Here is a 16327-nt window from a genome sequence, read left to right on the forward strand (position 1 = left end):
GGAAACTCCCATCCGATGTCACATTGGGCGGCTGTGCATCGTCACTCACGTGAACCAAACACGTGGGGAGAGCTCGATGATCAAAGCCATTCCGGTACTCGCCGGCATCCTTGGCGCAGGACTGGCCGGGAACGGCGTTTTCATGCTCACCGCACCCGAGGCATGGTATTTCGTGGTACCGGGCGTGACGACGACAGGGCCGTTCAATCAGCACTTCCTGCGCGATATCGGCCTGATCTTCGTGCTGATCGGGTCGGGGTTCGCGTACGGCGCGTTCCGCCCCGGACCGCGCTCGCTGCTCTGGACTCTCGGTGCCGTCTGGCTCTCGGGCCACGCGCTGTTCCACTTCTGGGAGGTTGCGGTGGGTATCTGCGGGCCGGAGGTTCTACCCCGCGACTTTCCCGCGGTGACACTCCCTGCGCTTATCGCGGTCGCCCTCAGCGTCTGGTCGTTCCGTCATGCCGACCATCGATGATCCGACCCGCGTCTTCGAGCAGGAGCGTACGCGGCTCATCCGGCTCGCCTACCGCATGCTTGGGTCCCTCGGCGAGGCCGAGGATGTCGTACAGGACGCTTGGCTGCGCTGGCGGCACGTCGACCATGCTGAGGTCGCCTCGGCCAGCGCCTTCCTTTCGCGGACGGTCACGAGGCTCTGCCTGGACGTCATGAAGTCCGCCCGGGTCCGGCGTGAGACCTATTTCGGAACCTGGTTGCCCGAGCCCGTTGCCCTGGTCCCGGACGAAGCCCCTGGCGACGACCTGACGCTCACGCTGATGCTCGCTTTGGAGAGGCTCTCGCCGCTTGAGCGGGCCGCGTTCCTCTTGCACGACGTCTTCGCGGTCCCGCTTGCGGAAATCGCGGTCACCCTCCGGCGTGAGCCACAGGCAGTTCGTCAACTCGCCGCGAGGGCCAGGAAGCACGTGCAATCCGCACGCCCACGCTTCCCCGTGGAGCGAGAAGAGGGGGCGCGTATCGCCAAGGCCTTCTTCGAAGCATCGACGACGGGCGACGTCGCAGCGCTTCGCAGCATGCTCGCCGATGCCGTCGTTGTGCACTCCGACGGAGGCGGAAAGGTACTCGCCTTCCCACGGGCCATCATCGGAATCGACAAGGTCACGCGCATGTTCGAGGGGGTCGTGCGCAAGTCGTGGATCCAGCATGCCCGTAAGCTGCAGGACCTCTGGATCGATGGCCTGCCGGGCTACCTCAGCCTGGAGCCGGGCGGGATGCTCCAGACCGTCGCCCTGGATATCCAGGGCGGGCTGATCGTCGGCATCTACTTCACCCGCAACCCGGACAAGCTCCAGAAAATGGCGGTTTCGTTCGGTGAATTACCGGAAGCGCCGATGCCTCAATGAGCCTCACCGGCGGGCGATCGCCAGCTCCCTGCGGCAAACCGTCGAGAACGCACAGAGCGGGTCGAGGTCGCTGGCGTGGCGGATGTCGGCGAAGGCGGCGAGATCCTTGTTCGGGGCGAAGTAGGTCTCGCCGATGCGCTGCATGACGCGCTCGGCTTCCTGGAGGGTTTCCGGCTCTCCGAAGAGCCGGATCTTGTTCACGATGGCATAGAGGTTCACCAGCTTGGCGGGGTCGTCGAGGTCGTGTCGGAAGGCGTCGCCGAACAAGGTCGACGCCTCCCGGATGAACTCGCCGTAGAGCGCTTCCCGTCGCGCACGGTCCTGCACCAGCAGCGTCGCGCGCTCCTGGCTGTGTTGCGTCAGCCAAGTGGTCGCGAAGGACGCCATCGCACCGATGGCCGACCCGGCCAGCGCAGACAGCGCCGGAAAATAGGCTGCATCCATCGGCGGGAGGCCTCAGGCCCCGCGCTTCGGCTGTGCCGCCAGCCAGTCGTCATAACGCCGTTCCGAAAGCCACGCGTCACCGCCGGGCGTCAGCCAGGGGCCGCCGAGGACCACCCCGAAGTACGGTGCGGTGTCGTCCGTGCGGACCTCGTGCGTCTCACCGAGGCCCTGAAAATGACGCGTCACCAGCTCGACCATCGGCAGTCGCTCGGGGCCGGCGATCTCGACAATGCCGTTCCGGGGGGGCGCCAACGCGGCCTCGGCGACCTTCGTCGCGACATCGGCCGACGCGATCGGCTGGATCAGTGCGGAGGCCACGCGCGCGACGCCGTCGACGATTGCGGCTCCCGCGATGGCGGCGACGAACTCGAAGAACTGGGTGGCACGGACAAGCGTCCAGGGTACGCCCGCCGAGGCGATCAACTCCTCTTGGGCGAGCTTGGCGCGGAAGTAGCCGCTGTCGAGCAGGAGCTCGGTGCCGACCACCGAGAGCGCGACGTGGTGGGACACGCCGGCATCGTTCTCGGCCGCGGCGAGGTTCTGTCCGGCGCGGACGAAGAAGTCCATGGCCGCGTCGTCGGCGAACGATGGCGAGTTGGCGACATCGACCACCACGGCGGCCCCCTTCAACGCTACTGCGAGGCCCTCGCCGGTAATGGCGTTGACGCCGGTGTTCGGCGAGGCCGCGAGGGCGTCATGGCCGGCGGCCTTCAGAGTGGCGACGACCTGCGAGCCGATCAGCCCCGTGCCGCCGATGACGACGATCTTCATGTGACGCTCCGTCCTGTGTCCGGTCCCGGTGGGGACGTTCGAAAACAAGACGAGAGCGGTCCTGCCCAGTGTGACATCGGCTCCGATGAAATTGGTCTGAGCGGAGGCCAGACGCCCCTACGGCCAGGAAAATCCGTTCCGCCATGTCACGTCCGCTCTTCGACCCTCGTCATGCAGGGAGCATCGCGAGGAACGACGATCATGACGCCCTCCATCGAGAGGCCGAGGCGGGACCGAACCCGCCAGCTCGCTAGGCGAGGGACGAAGGGTTGAAGCCTCCACGTCCGCTCCGATGGCAGTTCCTGACCCTCTTCGTCGGCCTGCTGGTCCCAACCTTGCTGTTCGTCGGTGTCCTGCTCTGGCGCTTCGCCGCGTCCGAACGCACGCGGGTCGAACAGGACGTGCAGATCCGAGCCCACGGCTTATCCGTGGCGTTCGACCGCGAGATCCATGGTGTGCTCTCGACACTTCAGGCGCTCGCGACCTCACCGAGCCTCGCAGCTCACGACCTGCCGCCCTTCTACGCCCAGATGCAGGAGATCACCCGCCTGCAGGGGATCAACATCAACCTCCGGCGTATCGACGGGACTGCCGCGATGACGACCCGAGCGCCGCTCGGAACCGCCGCACCTGCGCCCCCGGCCCTTGCGGAGATCGACGGAGAGGTTTTGCGAACGGGCGTCGCGGTGGTCAGCAACGTCTTCCTGACCTCGGTCTCGAAGCAGCCCGTCTTCCAGATCGTCGGCGCTCCTATCCGCATCGGCGAAACGCCGACCTATCTCCTCGCGGCGAGCCTCGACCTCGACCACCTCGTGGCAACGACGCGCCGAGAGGATCTCCCGTCCGGTTGGATCGGGTCGTTGGTGGATCGCAACGGAATCGTCGCAGTCCGCACCGAGCGGCAGGAGGACTTCGTCGGCAAGCTGACCTCATCCGATTTTCGCACTCACACGGTCGACGACGCTGGACGTTATTACGGCCGCAACCGGGTCGGACAGGATGTCCTGGTTGGCTACGGCAAGTCGAAGCTGACGGGTTGGACCGCGGCGGTCGTGGTCGATAGGGAGCTTGCCGAGGCGCCGCTGCAACGTTCGATGATGATCCTCGTCGGGGTGGGGCTCGTGCTCGGCCTGCCTGTCGTGGGCATCGCGTTCGGGGTCGGTCAACGGGTGGACCGTGCGATGCGTCGCCTCGGGGACGGCGCAGAGGCGATAGGCCAGGGGAGCCAGGTCGAGGCCATCGCGACCCCCATCCTGGAGGTGAACCGGATCGGGGCGGCGCTTGCGACGGCGGCGCTTCAATTGCAGGCACGGACACGCGAGCGCGAGGTCGCCGAACTCGCTTTGCGCGACCTCAACCTGGCGCTGGAAGACCGAGTCGCTGCGCGCACGCAGGAACTCGACGACGCGAACCGCGCGCTCATTGTCGAGATGCAGAGCCGTGAGACGGCCGAGGCCCAACTACGGCAGTTGCAGAAGATGGAGGCCGTCGGCCAGCTCACCGGCGGCATCGCGCACGACTTCAACAACATGCTCGCCATCGTGATCGGCAGCCTCAACCTGATCCGCAAGCGCATGGCACGTGGCGAGAGCGACATCGAGCGCTTCATTGATGTTGCGACGGATGGTGCGAACCGCGCAGCCTCGCTCACCCAACGCCTGCTGGCTTTCTCGCGCCAACAGCCGCTCGCGCCGGAGCCCATCGATGCCAACAAGCTCGTGTCCGGGATGTCAGAGATCCTGCGCCGCACGCTCGGCGGGGGCATCGCGTTGGAGACCGTGCTTGCCGGCGGCCTATGGCGCACCCATGCCGATGTGAGCCAATTAGAGAATGCCATCCTCAACCTGGCGGTCAACGCGCGGGACGCCATGCCGGATACCGACACCGGAAGCGGCCGCCTGACCATCGAGACGGCCAACGCCCACCTCGACGAGGCCTATGCCAGGACCGTGGAGATATCACCCGGTCAGTACGTCCTGGTGGCCGTGACCGACTCGGGAACCGGCATGACGCCGGAGGTCCTGGCCAAGGTGTTCGATCCGTTTTTCACCACCAAGCCGGTCGGCAAGGGAACAGGATTAGGCCTGTCGCAGGTCTACGGTTTCGTGCGGCAATCGAAGGGACACGCACGGATCTATTCGGAGCCCGGGCAGGGCACGAGCGTGAAGCTCTACCTACCGCGCTTCTATGGCGAGGGCGAAGCTGCCGGATCCCCTAAGGATGTTCGGCTCACGGCTGTCCTGCCCCTCGGATGCCGACGCGAGATCGTCCTCGTGGTCGAGGACGAGGAGGCCCTGCGCCTGCTCAGTGTCGAGGCCTTGCGCGAACTCGGCTACAGCGTGCGCCACGCCGAGAGCGGTGTCGCCGCATTGCGTATCCTAGACTCCCAGCCCGACATCGCGTTGTTGTTCACCGACATCGTCATGGCCGAGATGAACGGGCGTCGACTGGCCGAGGAGGCGATCCGGCGGCGTCCGGAACTCAAGGTGCTCTACACGACGGGGTTCACGCGCAATGCCGTGGTGCATAATGGCGTGCTCGATCCCGGCACGCATTTTCTGCCGAAGCCCTTCACCCTGCAGCAGCTGGCGAGCAAGGTGCGCGGCGTACTCGATCATGTACCGAGACAGGTCGACGCGTGATCGATGCCGGCACGTACCGATCGGCATCGTTGTGGTCCCGCCACTGCAGGCACGGCGGTCATTATCGAGGGGTTCGCAGCGGCGCCTCCCGCATCACGTTTGGGAAGTCCTTGCGGCGCGGTTCGTGGAACCGCCGCTTTCCGAGCCAAGCTCAGGGATAACGGCGGTTCGGTCGGCAACGCCGTAGGTTCTGCCCCGACGCTGCCGCTGACTTGGTCCGTGCTGGAGGCGTGGTCAGTAATCCCAGAACACCGGCACCCAACGGAAGGCGTCGCCATCGGCGGCGACCCGGCCGACGGACGGGAACGGCAGGTGCGTGGCGACTAACTGTTCCCTGGTCCCGGCTAATTCCCGGAGAAGACGGATCCGAACGCGGGCTGCCTCCTCGGGGTCGTGCTCGAAACCGTTGTGCCAGTTGGGCTGGTCGAAGCCTACCGGAAAGATGGCGTCGCCGGCGAACGTGAGCCGCTCTCCGCCGGATGTCATGCGGACCACGCTGTGCCCGGGGGTGTGGCCCCCGGTGCGATGGACGACCACCCCCGGCGCGACCTCATGCGCCTCCTCGAAGGTTCGCAAATGGCTGCGATATGCCTCCGAGAACCGTCTGGCCGTGGATCGAAGGGCGTCCGGGAAGCCCGTCGGCATTGAGGTGCGGGAGAAATCGGGTGCTTCCCAGAACGCGACCTCGGCGGCCGCCACGTGGATCCGCAGGTCGGGCCGCAACTGTTCCTTCACCCCGTCGATGAGGAGCCCGCCGATATGGTCCATGTGCATGTGCGTCAGCACCAGGTCGGTCACGGACGCAAGATTGATTCCGCCCGCTTCCAGACGTTTGACCAGCTGGCCGGCTCGCGGCAGATCCAGGTTCGGATCCAACCCGAGCCCGGCATCGATGAGGATGGTCTGCTCGCCGCTCCGTACCAGAACGGCATTCAGCGGCCAGTCGAATGCGTCCGGCGCTAGGAACATGTCGTCCAGCCATTCCGCCCGAAGCGCCGGGTCCGCATTGTGAGCGAGCATTGCCGTCGGAAGGGGCAAGACCCCGTCGCTGACGACCAGCACGTCGATCTCGCCGATGCGCACCGCGTATCGTGACGGCACCAACTCCTCCGAACTTGGACGCGCTCGGTGAGGATCTCTCGTATCGGTTTGGCCGGTCATTGAAGTGTCCATGGTCGCCCCTCGATGGGACGCGCGGACATCCGGCTCACCAGGATCCGGAAACGCGCGCCTCCACACAGGGACGAGACCGGGTCCGCGAATGTGACATGTGCTGTCGGGGATTGAGGCCGGTGGATGACCGCTTCGGTCGAAACGCCCTCAAGGATACGGTCTCCCTTCCACTCCTCTTGGCCGTGGCGCAGACGGGCGGATCCCGACCCAATTACACCTGAGCAGTTGACCCAATCGCACGACAGAAGCAGGCGTGTGGGTGCTTTAGAGATGCTTCAGGCCAAAACTCTCAAGTAGAGGAAGAAGCTCGTCGCGGGCGCGCAGTCGGTGATGATGCGTAGAGTTCTGCGCCTGCATCGCATTGCCAATCCGGATCGCATCGATGATCTCACGGTGCTCGGCAACAGATGCTCCAAGCTCCCGTCGAAGCTTGAGTGTTAGCATGCGGGCGCGATGTGACTGATCGTTGATCGTCTGGATGATGCGGTTCATTCGCCCGTTCCCCGCCCGCTCGACAAGTAATCGGTGGAAACCGGCATCTGCCTGCCCCCAGGTCAGAAAGTCTCCGGTCTTCCACGCCTCGGCCATGGCCTCGGTCTGGTCGGCGAGTTCCCCACAGATGGCCGCACGCTCGGCGTCAGACCGTTCGGCGAGCAGTTCGGCCGCACGTCCTTCAACCGCGATGATGACGTCGTAGATCTCCCGCATGTCCTCCGGAGCGAGGGCACAGATCAGGACGCCGCGGCGCGGCAGCACGCGGACGAGACCGTCCTCCTGAAGGCGAATCACCGCCTCGTGGACGGGGGTGCGGCTCATCCCGAGACGCAAGGCGATCTCCTGCTCCGACGCCTGGTAGCCCGGCGCAAAGCTCGAATCCTGGATGGCCTGCTTCATCGCCAGGTAGGCGTCGTCGACCAGTGATGGTCGACGCTCAACCTCCTGATCGTCCTTTGTTTTCGCCGCTGTCCGCACCCGGTCCATCGCACTCTCCACTGCCAACTGTCGTACCATCTTCCATGCAAGCTGCAATGTGAGAGTTGACAGCCTTGCACGATAATGCGCATCTCATCCCATCTTGCATGCAAGTTGGCGCTCAAAGACCAACGCAGGCTGGCCATCCCAGGAGGAAACGATGGACGCTTCGCTTGAGCGGGCGACCATGCGCAGGGTCGCATGGCGCCTGGTCCCCTTTATCTGCCTGCTCTACTTCATCGCCTTCATCGACCGGGTGAACATTGGGTTCGCCGCACTGACGATGAACAAAGACCTCGGCTTCTCCTCATCCGTGTTCGGGTTCGGGGCCGGCATCTTCTTCTTCGGGTATTTCCTCTTCGAGGTGCCTTCCAATATCGTCCTCGACAAAGTCGGCGCGAGACTCTGGATCGCCCGCGTGATGATCACCTGGGGGATGCTATCGGGCGCCTTTGCCTTCATCGAAGGCGAGAAAAGCTTCTATGCCCTGCGCTTCCTGCTCGGCGCGGCGGAGGCCGGGTTTTTCCCCGGCATCATCCTGTACCTGACCTATTGGTTTCCGGCCCGGTACCGCGCGGGTGTCGTCTCGCTGTTCATGGCGGCGGCTCCCGTCTCGGTGCTGATCGGCTCACCTTTGTCAGGTGCCTTGCTCGCGATGGAAGGCGTCCTCGGCCTTCACGGCTGGCAGTGGATGTTCATCATCGAGGCCATCCCCGCCGTCATCCTCGGCGTGGTCGTGCTGTTCTACATGACGGACCGTCCTGAGAAGGCGAAGTGGCTGACCGAGGACCAGCGGACTTGGCTCGTCGCGGAGATGAACGAGGAGCACGCCCGCAAGAAGGTGGTCGCCAACCACGGCATCCTGGCCGGCATGACCGACATCCGTGTCCTGGCACTCGCGCTCGTCTACTTCGGCACCTCGGCCGGCCTCTACACGCTCGGCATCTGGGCGCCGCAGATCATCAAGAGCTTCGGGCTGTCGACGATGGCCGTCGGATTCCTCAACGGTGTGCCGCCCACCATTGCGATCGTTGCCATGATCCTCTGGGCGCGCCACTCGGACAGAACCGGTGAGCGGACATGGCACGTCGTAATCGCTTGCCTGGTCGCCTCGGCCGGTCTGCTGCTGGCAGGTGGTGCGGCCTCGGCCGTTGCGGTCATCGCCGCGCTCAGCCTTGTCAACGTCGGCATCAGCGCGGCCAAGCCGCCGCTCTGGGCCATGCCGACGATGTTCCTGTCCGGCTCCGGAGCGGCCGTCGGCATCGCCACGATCAACTCGGTCGGCAACCTCGGCGGCTTCGTTGGTCCGTGGGCGATCGGGTGGATCAAGGACCTGACCGGTAGCTTCACCGGCGGCCTCGTCTTCGTTGCGGCGCTCCTCGTCCTCTCCGCCGTCGTCACCCTCGCCGTCGCCCGCTCGGGTCGGCGCGCCGAGCCTACCAGCGCTATCGCGCGCTGAACCCCTGCCTCGTTCCCACACCCCAACGTCCCAACGGAGACCTGTCATGACCAAGACCTACAACATCGCCGCGATCCCCGCCGACGGCATCGGCGTCGAGGTCATCGCCGCCGGCATCGAGGTGCTCGACGTCCTGGCCGAGAAGGCCGGCAGCTTCCGCTTCAAGTTCGACCACTTCGACTGGGGGTCGGACTACTACAAGAAGCACGGCGTGATGATGCCCGCCGACGGCCGTGACCAGATCCGCAACCACGACGCGATCTTCTTCGGCGCGGTTGGTGCGCCCGACGTGCCCGACCACATCACCCTCTGGGGCCTGCGGCTCGCGATCTGCCAGCCGTTCGACCAGTACGCCAACGTCCGCCCGACACGCATCCTGCCCGGCATCACCTCGCCTTTGCGCAACGTCTCGGGTCCCGAGCTCGACTGGGTAATCGTGCGCGAGAACTCGGAGGGCGAGTATGCCGGCGTCGGCGGCCGGGTCCACCAGGGTCACCCGAACGAGGTCGCCACCGACGTCTCGATGATGACCCGCTCCGGCGTCGACCGGATCATCCGCTTCGCCTTCAAGCTGGCCCAGTCGCGTCCGCGCAAGTTGCTGACCGTGGTGACCAAGTCGAACGCTCAGCGCCACGCGATGGTGATGTGGGACGAGATCGCGGCCGAGGTCGCCGCCGACTTCCCCGACGTAACCTGGGACAAGATGCTGGTCGACGCGATGACCATGCGGATGACGATGAAGCCGCAGACGCTCGACACCATCGTCGCCACCAACCTGCACGCCGACATCCTCTCGGACCTCGCGGCGGCGCTCGCCGGTTCGCTCGGCATCGCGCCGACCGCCAACCTCAACCCGGAGCGCACCTACCCGTCGATGTTCGAGCCGATCCACGGGTCGGCCTTCGACATCACCGGTAAGGGCATCGCCAACCCGATCGCCACCTTCTGGACCGCCTGCCAGATGCTGGAGCACCTCGGCGAGAAGCCGGCCGCCGACCGGCTCATGCGCGCCGTCGAGCGGGTAACGGCCGATCCGCGCCTGCACACGCCGGATCTCGGCGGCAACGCCACGACCCGCATGGTGACCGACGCGGTGATCGCGGCCGTTCAAGGCGACAACGAGTAGGGCCATGGTCGAGCCCGGGGATCTCCTGCGGCAGCTATTTGCGGCTGCCGTGGCCGCGGCCGATCCGGCCGTGAGCCTTGCCCGGCATTTGCCGGAACCGCCACGAGGACGCACCGTCGTCGTCGGAGCCGGCAAGGCCGCCGCCTCGATGGCCCAGGCCGTCGAAGCGGCCTGGCAGGGCGACATCTCCGGGCTCGTCGTCACGCGCTACGGGCACGGCGCACCCACCAAGCGGATCGAGGTGGTCGAGGCGGCCCATCCCGTTCCGGACGCCGCCGGCGAGGCCGCCGCCGGACGCATCCTCGACCTGGTCGCCGGGCTCACGCCCGATGACCTCGTCCTCTGCCTGATCTCGGGCGGCGGCTCGTCCTTGCTCTCGCTGTCCGGCCCAGGCCTGACTTTAAGCGACAAGCAGGCAGTAAACCGCGCGCTCCTGAGATCCGGTGCCACCATCGGCGAGATGAACTGTGTTCGGCGGCACCTCTCGGCGATCAAGGGAGGACGTCTGGCGGCGGCCTGCCATCCGGCCAAGGTCGTGACGCTCCTGATCTCGGACACGCCCGGAGATGATCCCCTCGACATCGCTTCCGGGCCTACCGTTCCCGATCCGACCACCTGCGCGGACGCGCTGGCGATCCTCGCCCGGTACCGGATCCAAGTCCCGGCGGCCGTGCAGGCGAGATTGGAAAGCGGTGCGGGAGAGTCGGTGAAGCCCGGGGATCCGGCCCTCGCGGCACCGGACCTGCGCATGATCGCGACGCCGCTCATGGCCCTCCGGGCCGCTGCGGCATGCGCGCAGGACGTCGGCGTCGCAGCGTGCATCCTGGGCGATGCCATCGAGGGCGAGGCGCGTGAGGTCGGCTGGGTCATGGCCGGCATCGCGCGAAGCGTTGCCGAGCATGGCCTGCCGATCTCGGCGCCTTGTGTCCTACTCTCTGGCGGGGAGACCACCGTCACCATGCGTGGGCATGGGCGCGGAGGCCGCAATGTCGAGTTCCTGCTGGCACTCGGTGTCGAACTCCGTGGCCATCCCCGGGTCCACGCCCTCGCTGGTGACACGGATGGCGTGGACGGCCTGGAGGAAGTCGCCGGAGCGGTGCTCGCACCGGATACAATTGTCCGGGCGGCCCGCCTCGGCCTCAGCTTGGATGCCAGCCTCGCCCGGAACGATGGTCACGGCTTCTTCGAGGCGCTTGGGGACGAGATCATCACCGGTCCGACCCTGACCAACGTGAACGACTTCCGCGCGATCCTGATCGTCTGACCCAACTCTTGCAGAGGCGGCCTTCGGGCCGAGCCCATCATGCGCCGTCACCGCTACGCCAAGATCGTCGCCACCGTCGGACCGGCCTCGTCCTCGCCCGAGATGCTGAAGGCCCTCTTCCTGGCCGGCGTCGATACCTTCCGCCTCAACTTCAGCCACGGCCTCCAGGCCGACCACGCCCGGGTCCATGCCGCCATCCGCGCCCTGGAGAGCGAGGTCGGTCGACCGATCGGCATCCTGCAGGATCTACAGGGCCCCAAGATCCGTGTCGGAACCGTCCTGGGTGGCCGCCTCGACCTTATCGCCGGCGAGCGGGTGCGCTTCGTCCTGGAAGGCGCCGAGGGGGCCAAAGATGCGATCCCACTGTATCACCCGGAGATCTTCGCCGCCGTCGTGCCCGGCCAGGACCTGCTCATCGACGACGGGCGCGTGCGGGTGCGCGTTACTGGCATCGAGGCCGCGGCAATCGAGGCCGAGGTAATCACCGCCGGCGCGATCTCGAACCGCAAGGGCGTAAACCTGCCGGGCACGCTCCTCGACGTCTCGCCGCTCACACCCAAGGACCGCGCCGATCTCGCCTTCGGCCTCGACCTCGGCGTCGATTGGGTGGCGCTCTCCTTCGTGCAGAAGCCCTCCGACGTCATCGAGGCGCGCGGGTTGATCGGGGACCGGGCCGGCATCATGACCAAGGTCGAGAAGCCCCAGGCCCTGGAGCGCATCGACGACATCATCCGCCTGTCCGACGCCGTGATGGTGGCGCGCGGCGACCTCGGGGTCGAGATCCCGCACGAGGACGTACCCGGGCGGCAGAAGGAGCTGATCCGCGCCTGCCGGCTCGCGGTGAAGCCCGTGGTGGTGGCGACCCAAATGCTCGATTCGATGGTCTCGGCCCCGACACCGACCCGCGCCGAGGCCTCGGATGTGGCCACCGCCATCTACGACGGGGCGGACGCGGTGATGCTGTCGGCCGAATCCGCCACGGGGCAGTACCCGGTCGAGACGGTGGCGATGATGGATCGCATCATCCGTAGCGTGGAAGGCCACAAGCTCTACCGCTCGATCATCGCGGCCACCAGCCCCGGCGAGGAGGAGACGCCGCCCCACGCGGTCGCGACGGCCACAGCCACGCTCGCCGAGGCCGTCCACGCCACCGCGATCGTCACCTACACCGCGAGCGGCACGACGGCTGCCCGCGTTGCGCGCAAGCGTCCCGCGGTGCCGATCCTGGCTCTGACGCCGAACCTCGATACCTCGCGCCGCCTCTGCCTGCTCTGGGGAGCCCACAGCGTGCACACCGACGACGTCGACTCATACGAGGAGATGACGGCCAAGGCCTGCCGTCACGCTCGGGAGGAGGGCTTTGCCAAGCCCAACGACGCGATTGTCACGGCGGCCGGCATTCCGTTCCATACAACCGGCAACACCAACAACATCCGGCTGATCCAGATCTAAACCGAGTTCCGGTGCATGACGCCTATCGATCTTGCAGATCACGCGTTTTTCGAGATCGCGCTTGTTGATCAGGCCCCGACACCGCGGCGCGAGCGCTACGTAAGGTTTAAACCTCCATCCGAGAGAAGAATCTCCCCGGTGAGGTAGTCCGACGCCACCAGCAATGCGACGGCCTGGGCGATGTCTTCCGGCTTAGCAGCCCGGCGCATGGGCGACCGCTCCCGCCAAAGCGCCTGGGCTGCAGTCCAATTGGCTGTCAAGGGTGTATCGACCAACCCGGGAGCGACGGCATTCACCCGAATGTCCGGAGCCAACGATACGGCGAGCAGCCGGGTCATGTGGTTCAACGCTGCCTTCGATGCAGCATAGGGGATCGATGCACCCTTGGGTCTAACCCCGGCGTGCGAACTGACGTTGACGACACAGGCTGGACGACCTCGCCGCGCGGCGTCCCGCAATGCGGTCTCGGCTTCCGCCACGAGGCGGAACGGCGCCACCACGTTGACCTCGTGCAACGCGTGCCAGACGGCCGGCGAGGCGGCCTTGAGATCGGCGTGAGGGATGACCTGGCTGATCCCGGCATTGTTGACCAAGACATCAAGGCGGCCCCACCGGGCGATGGCGTGCTGCACTAGCCGGACCCTGTTGGCGTCATCGGCGAGATCGGCCTGGATGTATGCGGCCTTCCCGAGTTCGGCGGCTAGAGCGTGTCCCGCCTCCGCGGAACTGCGCGAGTGCAACACGACCGCGTAGCCATCGCTGGACAACCGACGAGCTATTGCCGCCCCAATGCCGGACGTGGACCCGGTCACGAGGGCGACGGGCGGCTCATCATCGGGGACTTTGCTCAAGGACTATCCTCCATTCTGCGGCCATACGGACTCAGACCCGATGGCGAACGCGCGATGGCCGAAATAGCTCGACGCGCGGCGCCGTGGTTGGCATCAGATGCCGGAAGTATCGCGCCCGGAGTCGAACGTTGAGGGTCGCGACTTCGGGTCGTAAGCAGTCCTGGCAACTAGGTCCGCTTCGCTGCATATGCCGTCCGGAAGCGGACGGGCAGAAAACCTGAAGAGTTTCGGGCGCCGTCAGGCGTACGAAAGTCGTGGAAGAACGAACCCGCGGGATGGCGGGCGCAGAGCTATGGGGATTTTGGGAGACCGTGGTCCCCAGCGAGGGACGGAAGGCGCGTGAACACCGCCGCCTGGGTTCCTGAGCGCTCCTGGATTGCTCGGTCTCCGGTGTTTGGCGGAGCGCGACAGGGTCGGGCGACAGCGTTTGTGAAGACCATTCGGGCGTTCGGCACGCGGAGAGGCGTGCCCCGAGATGCGCCTCCTCGGATGTGTGGTGGTGCCAGGCCATGCCGGGTCATGGCGTACACGCCCGGTTCGGCGCGGGGCTGAACGGCGGCCCACGCGGCTGGTACCAGCCTGCGAAGGAGCCGACAGTTCTCATGGGACCGCCGCAGCGGGGGCAAGGCGGTCGAGCGTCGGTCGCAGCGTCTCGGGTGTCCGGTTCAGGGTCGGTGGATCGCGGCGGGGCCGGTGTGCCGAGGATCGTGCGGATGTGGGCCAGACCAGCCTTCCGGTTCGAGCCGGCGAGGAAGCCGTAGTGCCGGATGCGGTGGAAGCCGCGCGGCAGGACATGGAGGAGGAAGCGCCGGATGAACTCCGTGGCGGACAGGGTCATGACCCGCGCCTGCCCGCCCTCGGTGCGGCGGTAGTCCTTGACGCGGAAGCTGACGTTTTCCCCGTCGAAGGCAAGGATGCGCCGGCTGGAGATGGCCACGCGGTGGGTGTAGCGCGACAGATAGGCGAGCACGGCCTTCGGTCCGGCGAAGGGCGGCTTGGCGTAGACGACCCAGCGCTTACCGCGCACCGGGGCGAGCGCGCGGACGAAGGCCTTGGCGTCGGAGAGCGGGGCCAGGGTGCCGAAGAAACCGAGCATCCCGGCCTCGTGGAGGGCGGCGAGCCCTTCGAGGAACAGGCGGCGGAACAGCATGCCCAGCACCCGCACCGGCAGGAGGAAGGCAGGGCGTGACGCGACCCAGCGGGTCCCGTCCGGCGAGAGGCCGCCGCCGGGCACGATCATGTGGAGATGGGGATGGTGGGTCATGGCCGAGCCCCAGGTGTGGAGCACGGCGGTGAAGCCGATGCGGGCACCGAGGTGCTTCGGGTCGGCGGCGATCCTTAGTCAGGGTCGCGCTCGCGGCCCGGAACAGCAGATCGTAGACGGCGGCCTTGTTCTGGAAGGCGATGGCAGCGATCTCGGCGGGCAGGGTAAAGACGACATGGAAGTAGCCGACCGGGAGAAGGTCGGCCTCGCGCGCGGCGAGCCAGTCGCGCGCCGCCGCGCCCTGGCAGCGTGGGCAGTGCCGGTTGCGGCAGGAGTTGTAGACGACGCGCAGGTGGCCGCACGCGTCGCAGCCCTCGACATGCCCGCCGAGGCTGGCCGTGCGGCACTGCTCGATCGCCGCCATCACCTTCAGCGCGGCCAGGTCCAGGTGCCCGGCGCCAGCGGCGCGATAGGCGGGACCGGCGGCACGAAAGACGTCGGCCAGCTCGATCGCGGCGGGCATCGCCTCAACCCGGTGCGGGTCCCTCCCCATGACAGGGCGAGCCTGTCGAGGGGGCTCGTCACGGCCCGCACCGTCCGCGTGGCGACCTTGGCGTAGAGCGCCGTCGTGTCGAGCCGGGCGTGTCCCAGCAGCACCTGGATGACGCGGATATCGACGCCGTCCTCCAGGAGATGGGTGGCGAAGGAGTGGCGCAGGGTATGGGGACCGACGCGCTTGGGAATCCCGGCCGACCGGGCCGCCTCCACCACGATGCGGTGAAGCTGGCGCGTGCTGATCGACCGGGCCCAGTCCTGTCCGGGAAACAGCCAACCCTCGCGATGCAGGACGCCCTGCCGGTGTCCCTCGATCCACCAGCGCCGCAGGAGGACCAGGAGATCGGTGGACAGCATCGCGTTGCGGTTGCGGCCGCCTTTGCCGCGCTCGACCCGCAGGAGCATGCGCGTCGAATCGACGTCCGCGATCTTGAGCGCCGCGACTTCGGCCACCCGCCGTCCCGCGCCGTAGGCGACCGACAGGGCCGCCAGATGCTTGAGGCAGACCGTGGCGCCGAGCAGCCGCCCCACCTCCTCGGCGCTCAGGACGTCGGGCAGCGGGCGCGGATGGTTGAGGCGGACCAGCCTGCGAGCGAGGTCGGGCCGCTCGATCGTATGGACGAAGAAGAACCGCAGGGCCGAGACGATGGCATTCATCGTCGGCACCCCGAGGCCGACCTCCTGCTGCGCGATCTGGNGGCCGCTCGATCGTATGGACGAAGAAGAACCGCAGGGCCGAGACGATGGCATTCATCGTCGGCACCCCGAGGCCGACCTCCTGCTGCGCGATCTGGAAACGGCGCAGGTCGTCGACGGTCGCCGTGTCGGGCGAGCGCCGCAGGAACGTCGCCAGTCGCCCGACGTCGCGGACGTAGTTGCGCTGTGTCTCACGCGAGAACCGACGCAGGGTCATGTCGTCGACGAGGCGCTGGCGCAGCGAGCCCACGGCAGCGGCGGGAACGGAAAGGATGGTCATGGGACGGCTCCACTCGATGGAAGAGAGCCACGATCGTCCGCCCAGGCCAGGCAACGCTCAATCAGCGCAGGGCGCTCGTC

12 protein-coding genes and 3 pseudogenes are annotated in these 16327 nt (G+C 66.9%); 7 read left to right on the plus strand and 8 right to left on the minus strand.

Annotated elements, in window-relative coordinates; genetic code table 11:
• The first annotated feature begins 76 nt into the window (after positions 1-76).
• Together ASF57_RS22505 and ASF57_RS22510 are read left to right on the plus strand one after the other, a co-directional pair.
• Positions 77-475 (plus strand): hypothetical protein, encoded by a 399-nt coding sequence (locus ASF57_RS22505; protein WP_056487754.1) that lies wholly within the window; start codon positions 77-79, stop codon positions 473-475.
• Positions 459-1358 (plus strand): sigma-70 family RNA polymerase sigma factor, encoded by a 900-nt coding sequence (locus ASF57_RS22510; protein WP_056487756.1) that lies wholly within the window; start codon positions 459-461, stop codon positions 1356-1358. The genes ASF57_RS22505 and ASF57_RS22510 overlap by 17 nt, the downstream gene beginning before the upstream one ends.
• 3 nt (positions 1359-1361) lie before the next feature.
• Here ASF57_RS22510 and ASF57_RS22515 read toward each other — a convergent pair whose 3' ends face one another.
• Positions 1362-1802 carry a hypothetical protein gene (locus ASF57_RS22515; RefSeq protein ID WP_056487760.1) on the minus strand — a complete coding sequence of 147 codons (441 nt, stop codon included), beginning with the start codon at positions 1800-1802 and terminating at the stop codon, positions 1362-1364.
• A 12-nt stretch (positions 1803-1814) separates the two neighbouring features.
• The gene (locus ASF57_RS22520) at positions 1815-2573 is read right to left on the minus strand and encodes an SDR family oxidoreductase (protein WP_056487764.1); all 759 of its coding nucleotides are present in this window, start codon (positions 2571-2573) and stop codon (positions 1815-1817) included.
• A 269-nt stretch (positions 2574-2842) separates the two neighbouring features.
• Between ASF57_RS22520 and ASF57_RS22525 the strand changes: the two genes are divergently transcribed.
• Entirely contained in the window at positions 2843-5215 is a 2373-nt protein-coding gene (locus ASF57_RS22525; RefSeq protein ID WP_244477071.1) for an ATP-binding protein, read from the plus strand.
• 234 nt (positions 5216-5449) lie between these two features.
• Here ASF57_RS22525 and ASF57_RS22530 read toward each other — a convergent pair whose 3' ends face one another.
• Both ASF57_RS22530 and ASF57_RS22535 read right to left on the minus strand, forming a co-directional pair.
• The gene (locus ASF57_RS22530) at positions 5450-6376 is read right to left on the minus strand and encodes an MBL fold metallo-hydrolase (protein WP_162241585.1); all 927 of its coding nucleotides are present in this window, start codon (positions 6374-6376) and stop codon (positions 5450-5452) included.
• A gap of 276 nt (positions 6377-6652) precedes the next feature.
• Entirely contained in the window at positions 6653-7369 is a 717-nt protein-coding gene (locus ASF57_RS22535; protein ID WP_056487770.1) for a GntR family transcriptional regulator, read from the minus strand.
• Positions 7370-7520: 151 nt separating this feature from the next.
• Here ASF57_RS22535 and ASF57_RS22540 point away from each other — a divergent pair, with 151 nt between their 5' ends.
• From ASF57_RS22540 to pyk, 4 genes are read left to right on the plus strand one after another with little or no spacing between them, the layout of a single operon-like run.
• Complete coding sequence (locus ASF57_RS22540) at positions 7521-8819, plus strand: MFS transporter (RefSeq protein WP_056487773.1); 1299 nt, start codon at positions 7521-7523, stop codon at positions 8817-8819.
• A gap of 46 nt (positions 8820-8865) precedes the next feature.
• Positions 8866-9945, plus strand: coding sequence for a tartrate dehydrogenase (locus ASF57_RS22545; RefSeq protein ID WP_056487777.1), 1080 nt, complete (start codon positions 8866-8868; stop codon positions 9943-9945).
• Positions 9946-9949: 4 nt separating this feature from the next.
• Positions 9950-11209, plus strand: coding sequence for a glycerate kinase (locus ASF57_RS22550; protein WP_056487780.1), 1260 nt, complete (start codon positions 9950-9952; stop codon positions 11207-11209).
• Positions 11210-11248: 39 nt separating this feature from the next.
• Positions 11249-12661 carry a pyruvate kinase gene (pyk, locus tag ASF57_RS22555; RefSeq protein WP_056487785.1) on the plus strand — a complete coding sequence of 471 codons (1413 nt, stop codon included), beginning with the start codon at positions 11249-11251 and terminating at the stop codon, positions 12659-12661.
• Positions 12662-12756: 95 nt separating this feature from the next.
• On the opposite strand, the gene ASF57_RS22560 is transcribed toward pyk, so the two are convergent.
• The 4 genes and pseudogenes from ASF57_RS22560 to ASF57_RS26040 all read right to left on the minus strand — a co-directional run.
• Positions 12757-13512: an SDR family oxidoreductase gene (locus ASF57_RS22560; protein WP_056487788.1), complete on the minus strand. Its 756-nt coding sequence runs from the start codon at positions 13510-13512 to the stop codon at positions 12757-12759.
• Positions 13513-14029: 517 nt separating this feature from the next.
• Positions 14030-15239: pseudogene (locus ASF57_RS22565) on the minus strand (IS91 family transposase).
• A 38-nt stretch (positions 15240-15277) separates the two neighbouring features.
• Positions 15278-15968: pseudogene (locus ASF57_RS22570) on the minus strand (tyrosine-type recombinase/integrase); the annotation flags it as partial.
• A 1-nt stretch (position 15969) separates the two neighbouring features.
• Positions 15970-16247, minus strand: a pseudogene (locus tag ASF57_RS26040) (phage integrase N-terminal SAM-like domain-containing protein); the annotation flags it as partial.
• Between the last annotated feature and the right edge of the window lie 80 nt (positions 16248-16327).

Origin of the sequence: Methylobacterium sp. Leaf117 (assembly GCF_001422985.1) — a bacterium.
Taxonomy (GTDB): Bacteria; Pseudomonadota; Alphaproteobacteria; order Rhizobiales; family Beijerinckiaceae; genus Methylobacterium.

What these genes read in the sequence shown, in the direction of transcription:
- ASF57_RS22505 (WP_056487754.1), top strand. Translation starts at nt 77, where the DNA reads ATGATCAAAGCCATTCCGGTACTCGCCGGCATCCTTGGCGCAGGACTG.
- ASF57_RS22545 (WP_056487777.1), top strand. Translation starts at nt 8,866, where the DNA reads ATGACCAAGACCTACAACATCGCCGCGATCCCCGCCGACGGCATCGGC.
- ASF57_RS22530 (WP_162241585.1), bottom strand. Translation starts at nt 6,376, where the DNA reads ATGACCGGCCAAACCGATACGAGAGATCCTCACCGAGCGCGTCCAAGT.
- ASF57_RS22550 (WP_056487780.1), top strand. Translation starts at nt 9,950, where the DNA reads ATGGTCGAGCCCGGGGATCTCCTGCGGCAGCTATTTGCGGCTGCCGTG.
- ASF57_RS22510 (WP_056487756.1), top strand. Translation starts at nt 459, where the DNA reads ATGCCGACCATCGATGATCCGACCCGCGTCTTCGAGCAGGAGCGTACG.
- pyk (WP_056487785.1), top strand. Translation starts at nt 11,249, where the DNA reads ATGCGCCGTCACCGCTACGCCAAGATCGTCGCCACCGTCGGACCGGCC.
- ASF57_RS22515 (WP_056487760.1), bottom strand. Translation starts at nt 1,802, where the DNA reads ATGGATGCAGCCTATTTTCCGGCGCTGTCTGCGCTGGCCGGGTCGGCC.
- ASF57_RS22520 (WP_056487764.1), bottom strand. Translation starts at nt 2,573, where the DNA reads ATGAAGATCGTCGTCATCGGCGGCACGGGGCTGATCGGCTCGCAGGTC.
- ASF57_RS22535 (WP_056487770.1), bottom strand. Translation starts at nt 7,369, where the DNA reads ATGGACCGGGTGCGGACAGCGGCGAAAACAAAGGACGATCAGGAGGTT.
- ASF57_RS22540 (WP_056487773.1), top strand. Translation starts at nt 7,521, where the DNA reads ATGGACGCTTCGCTTGAGCGGGCGACCATGCGCAGGGTCGCATGGCGC.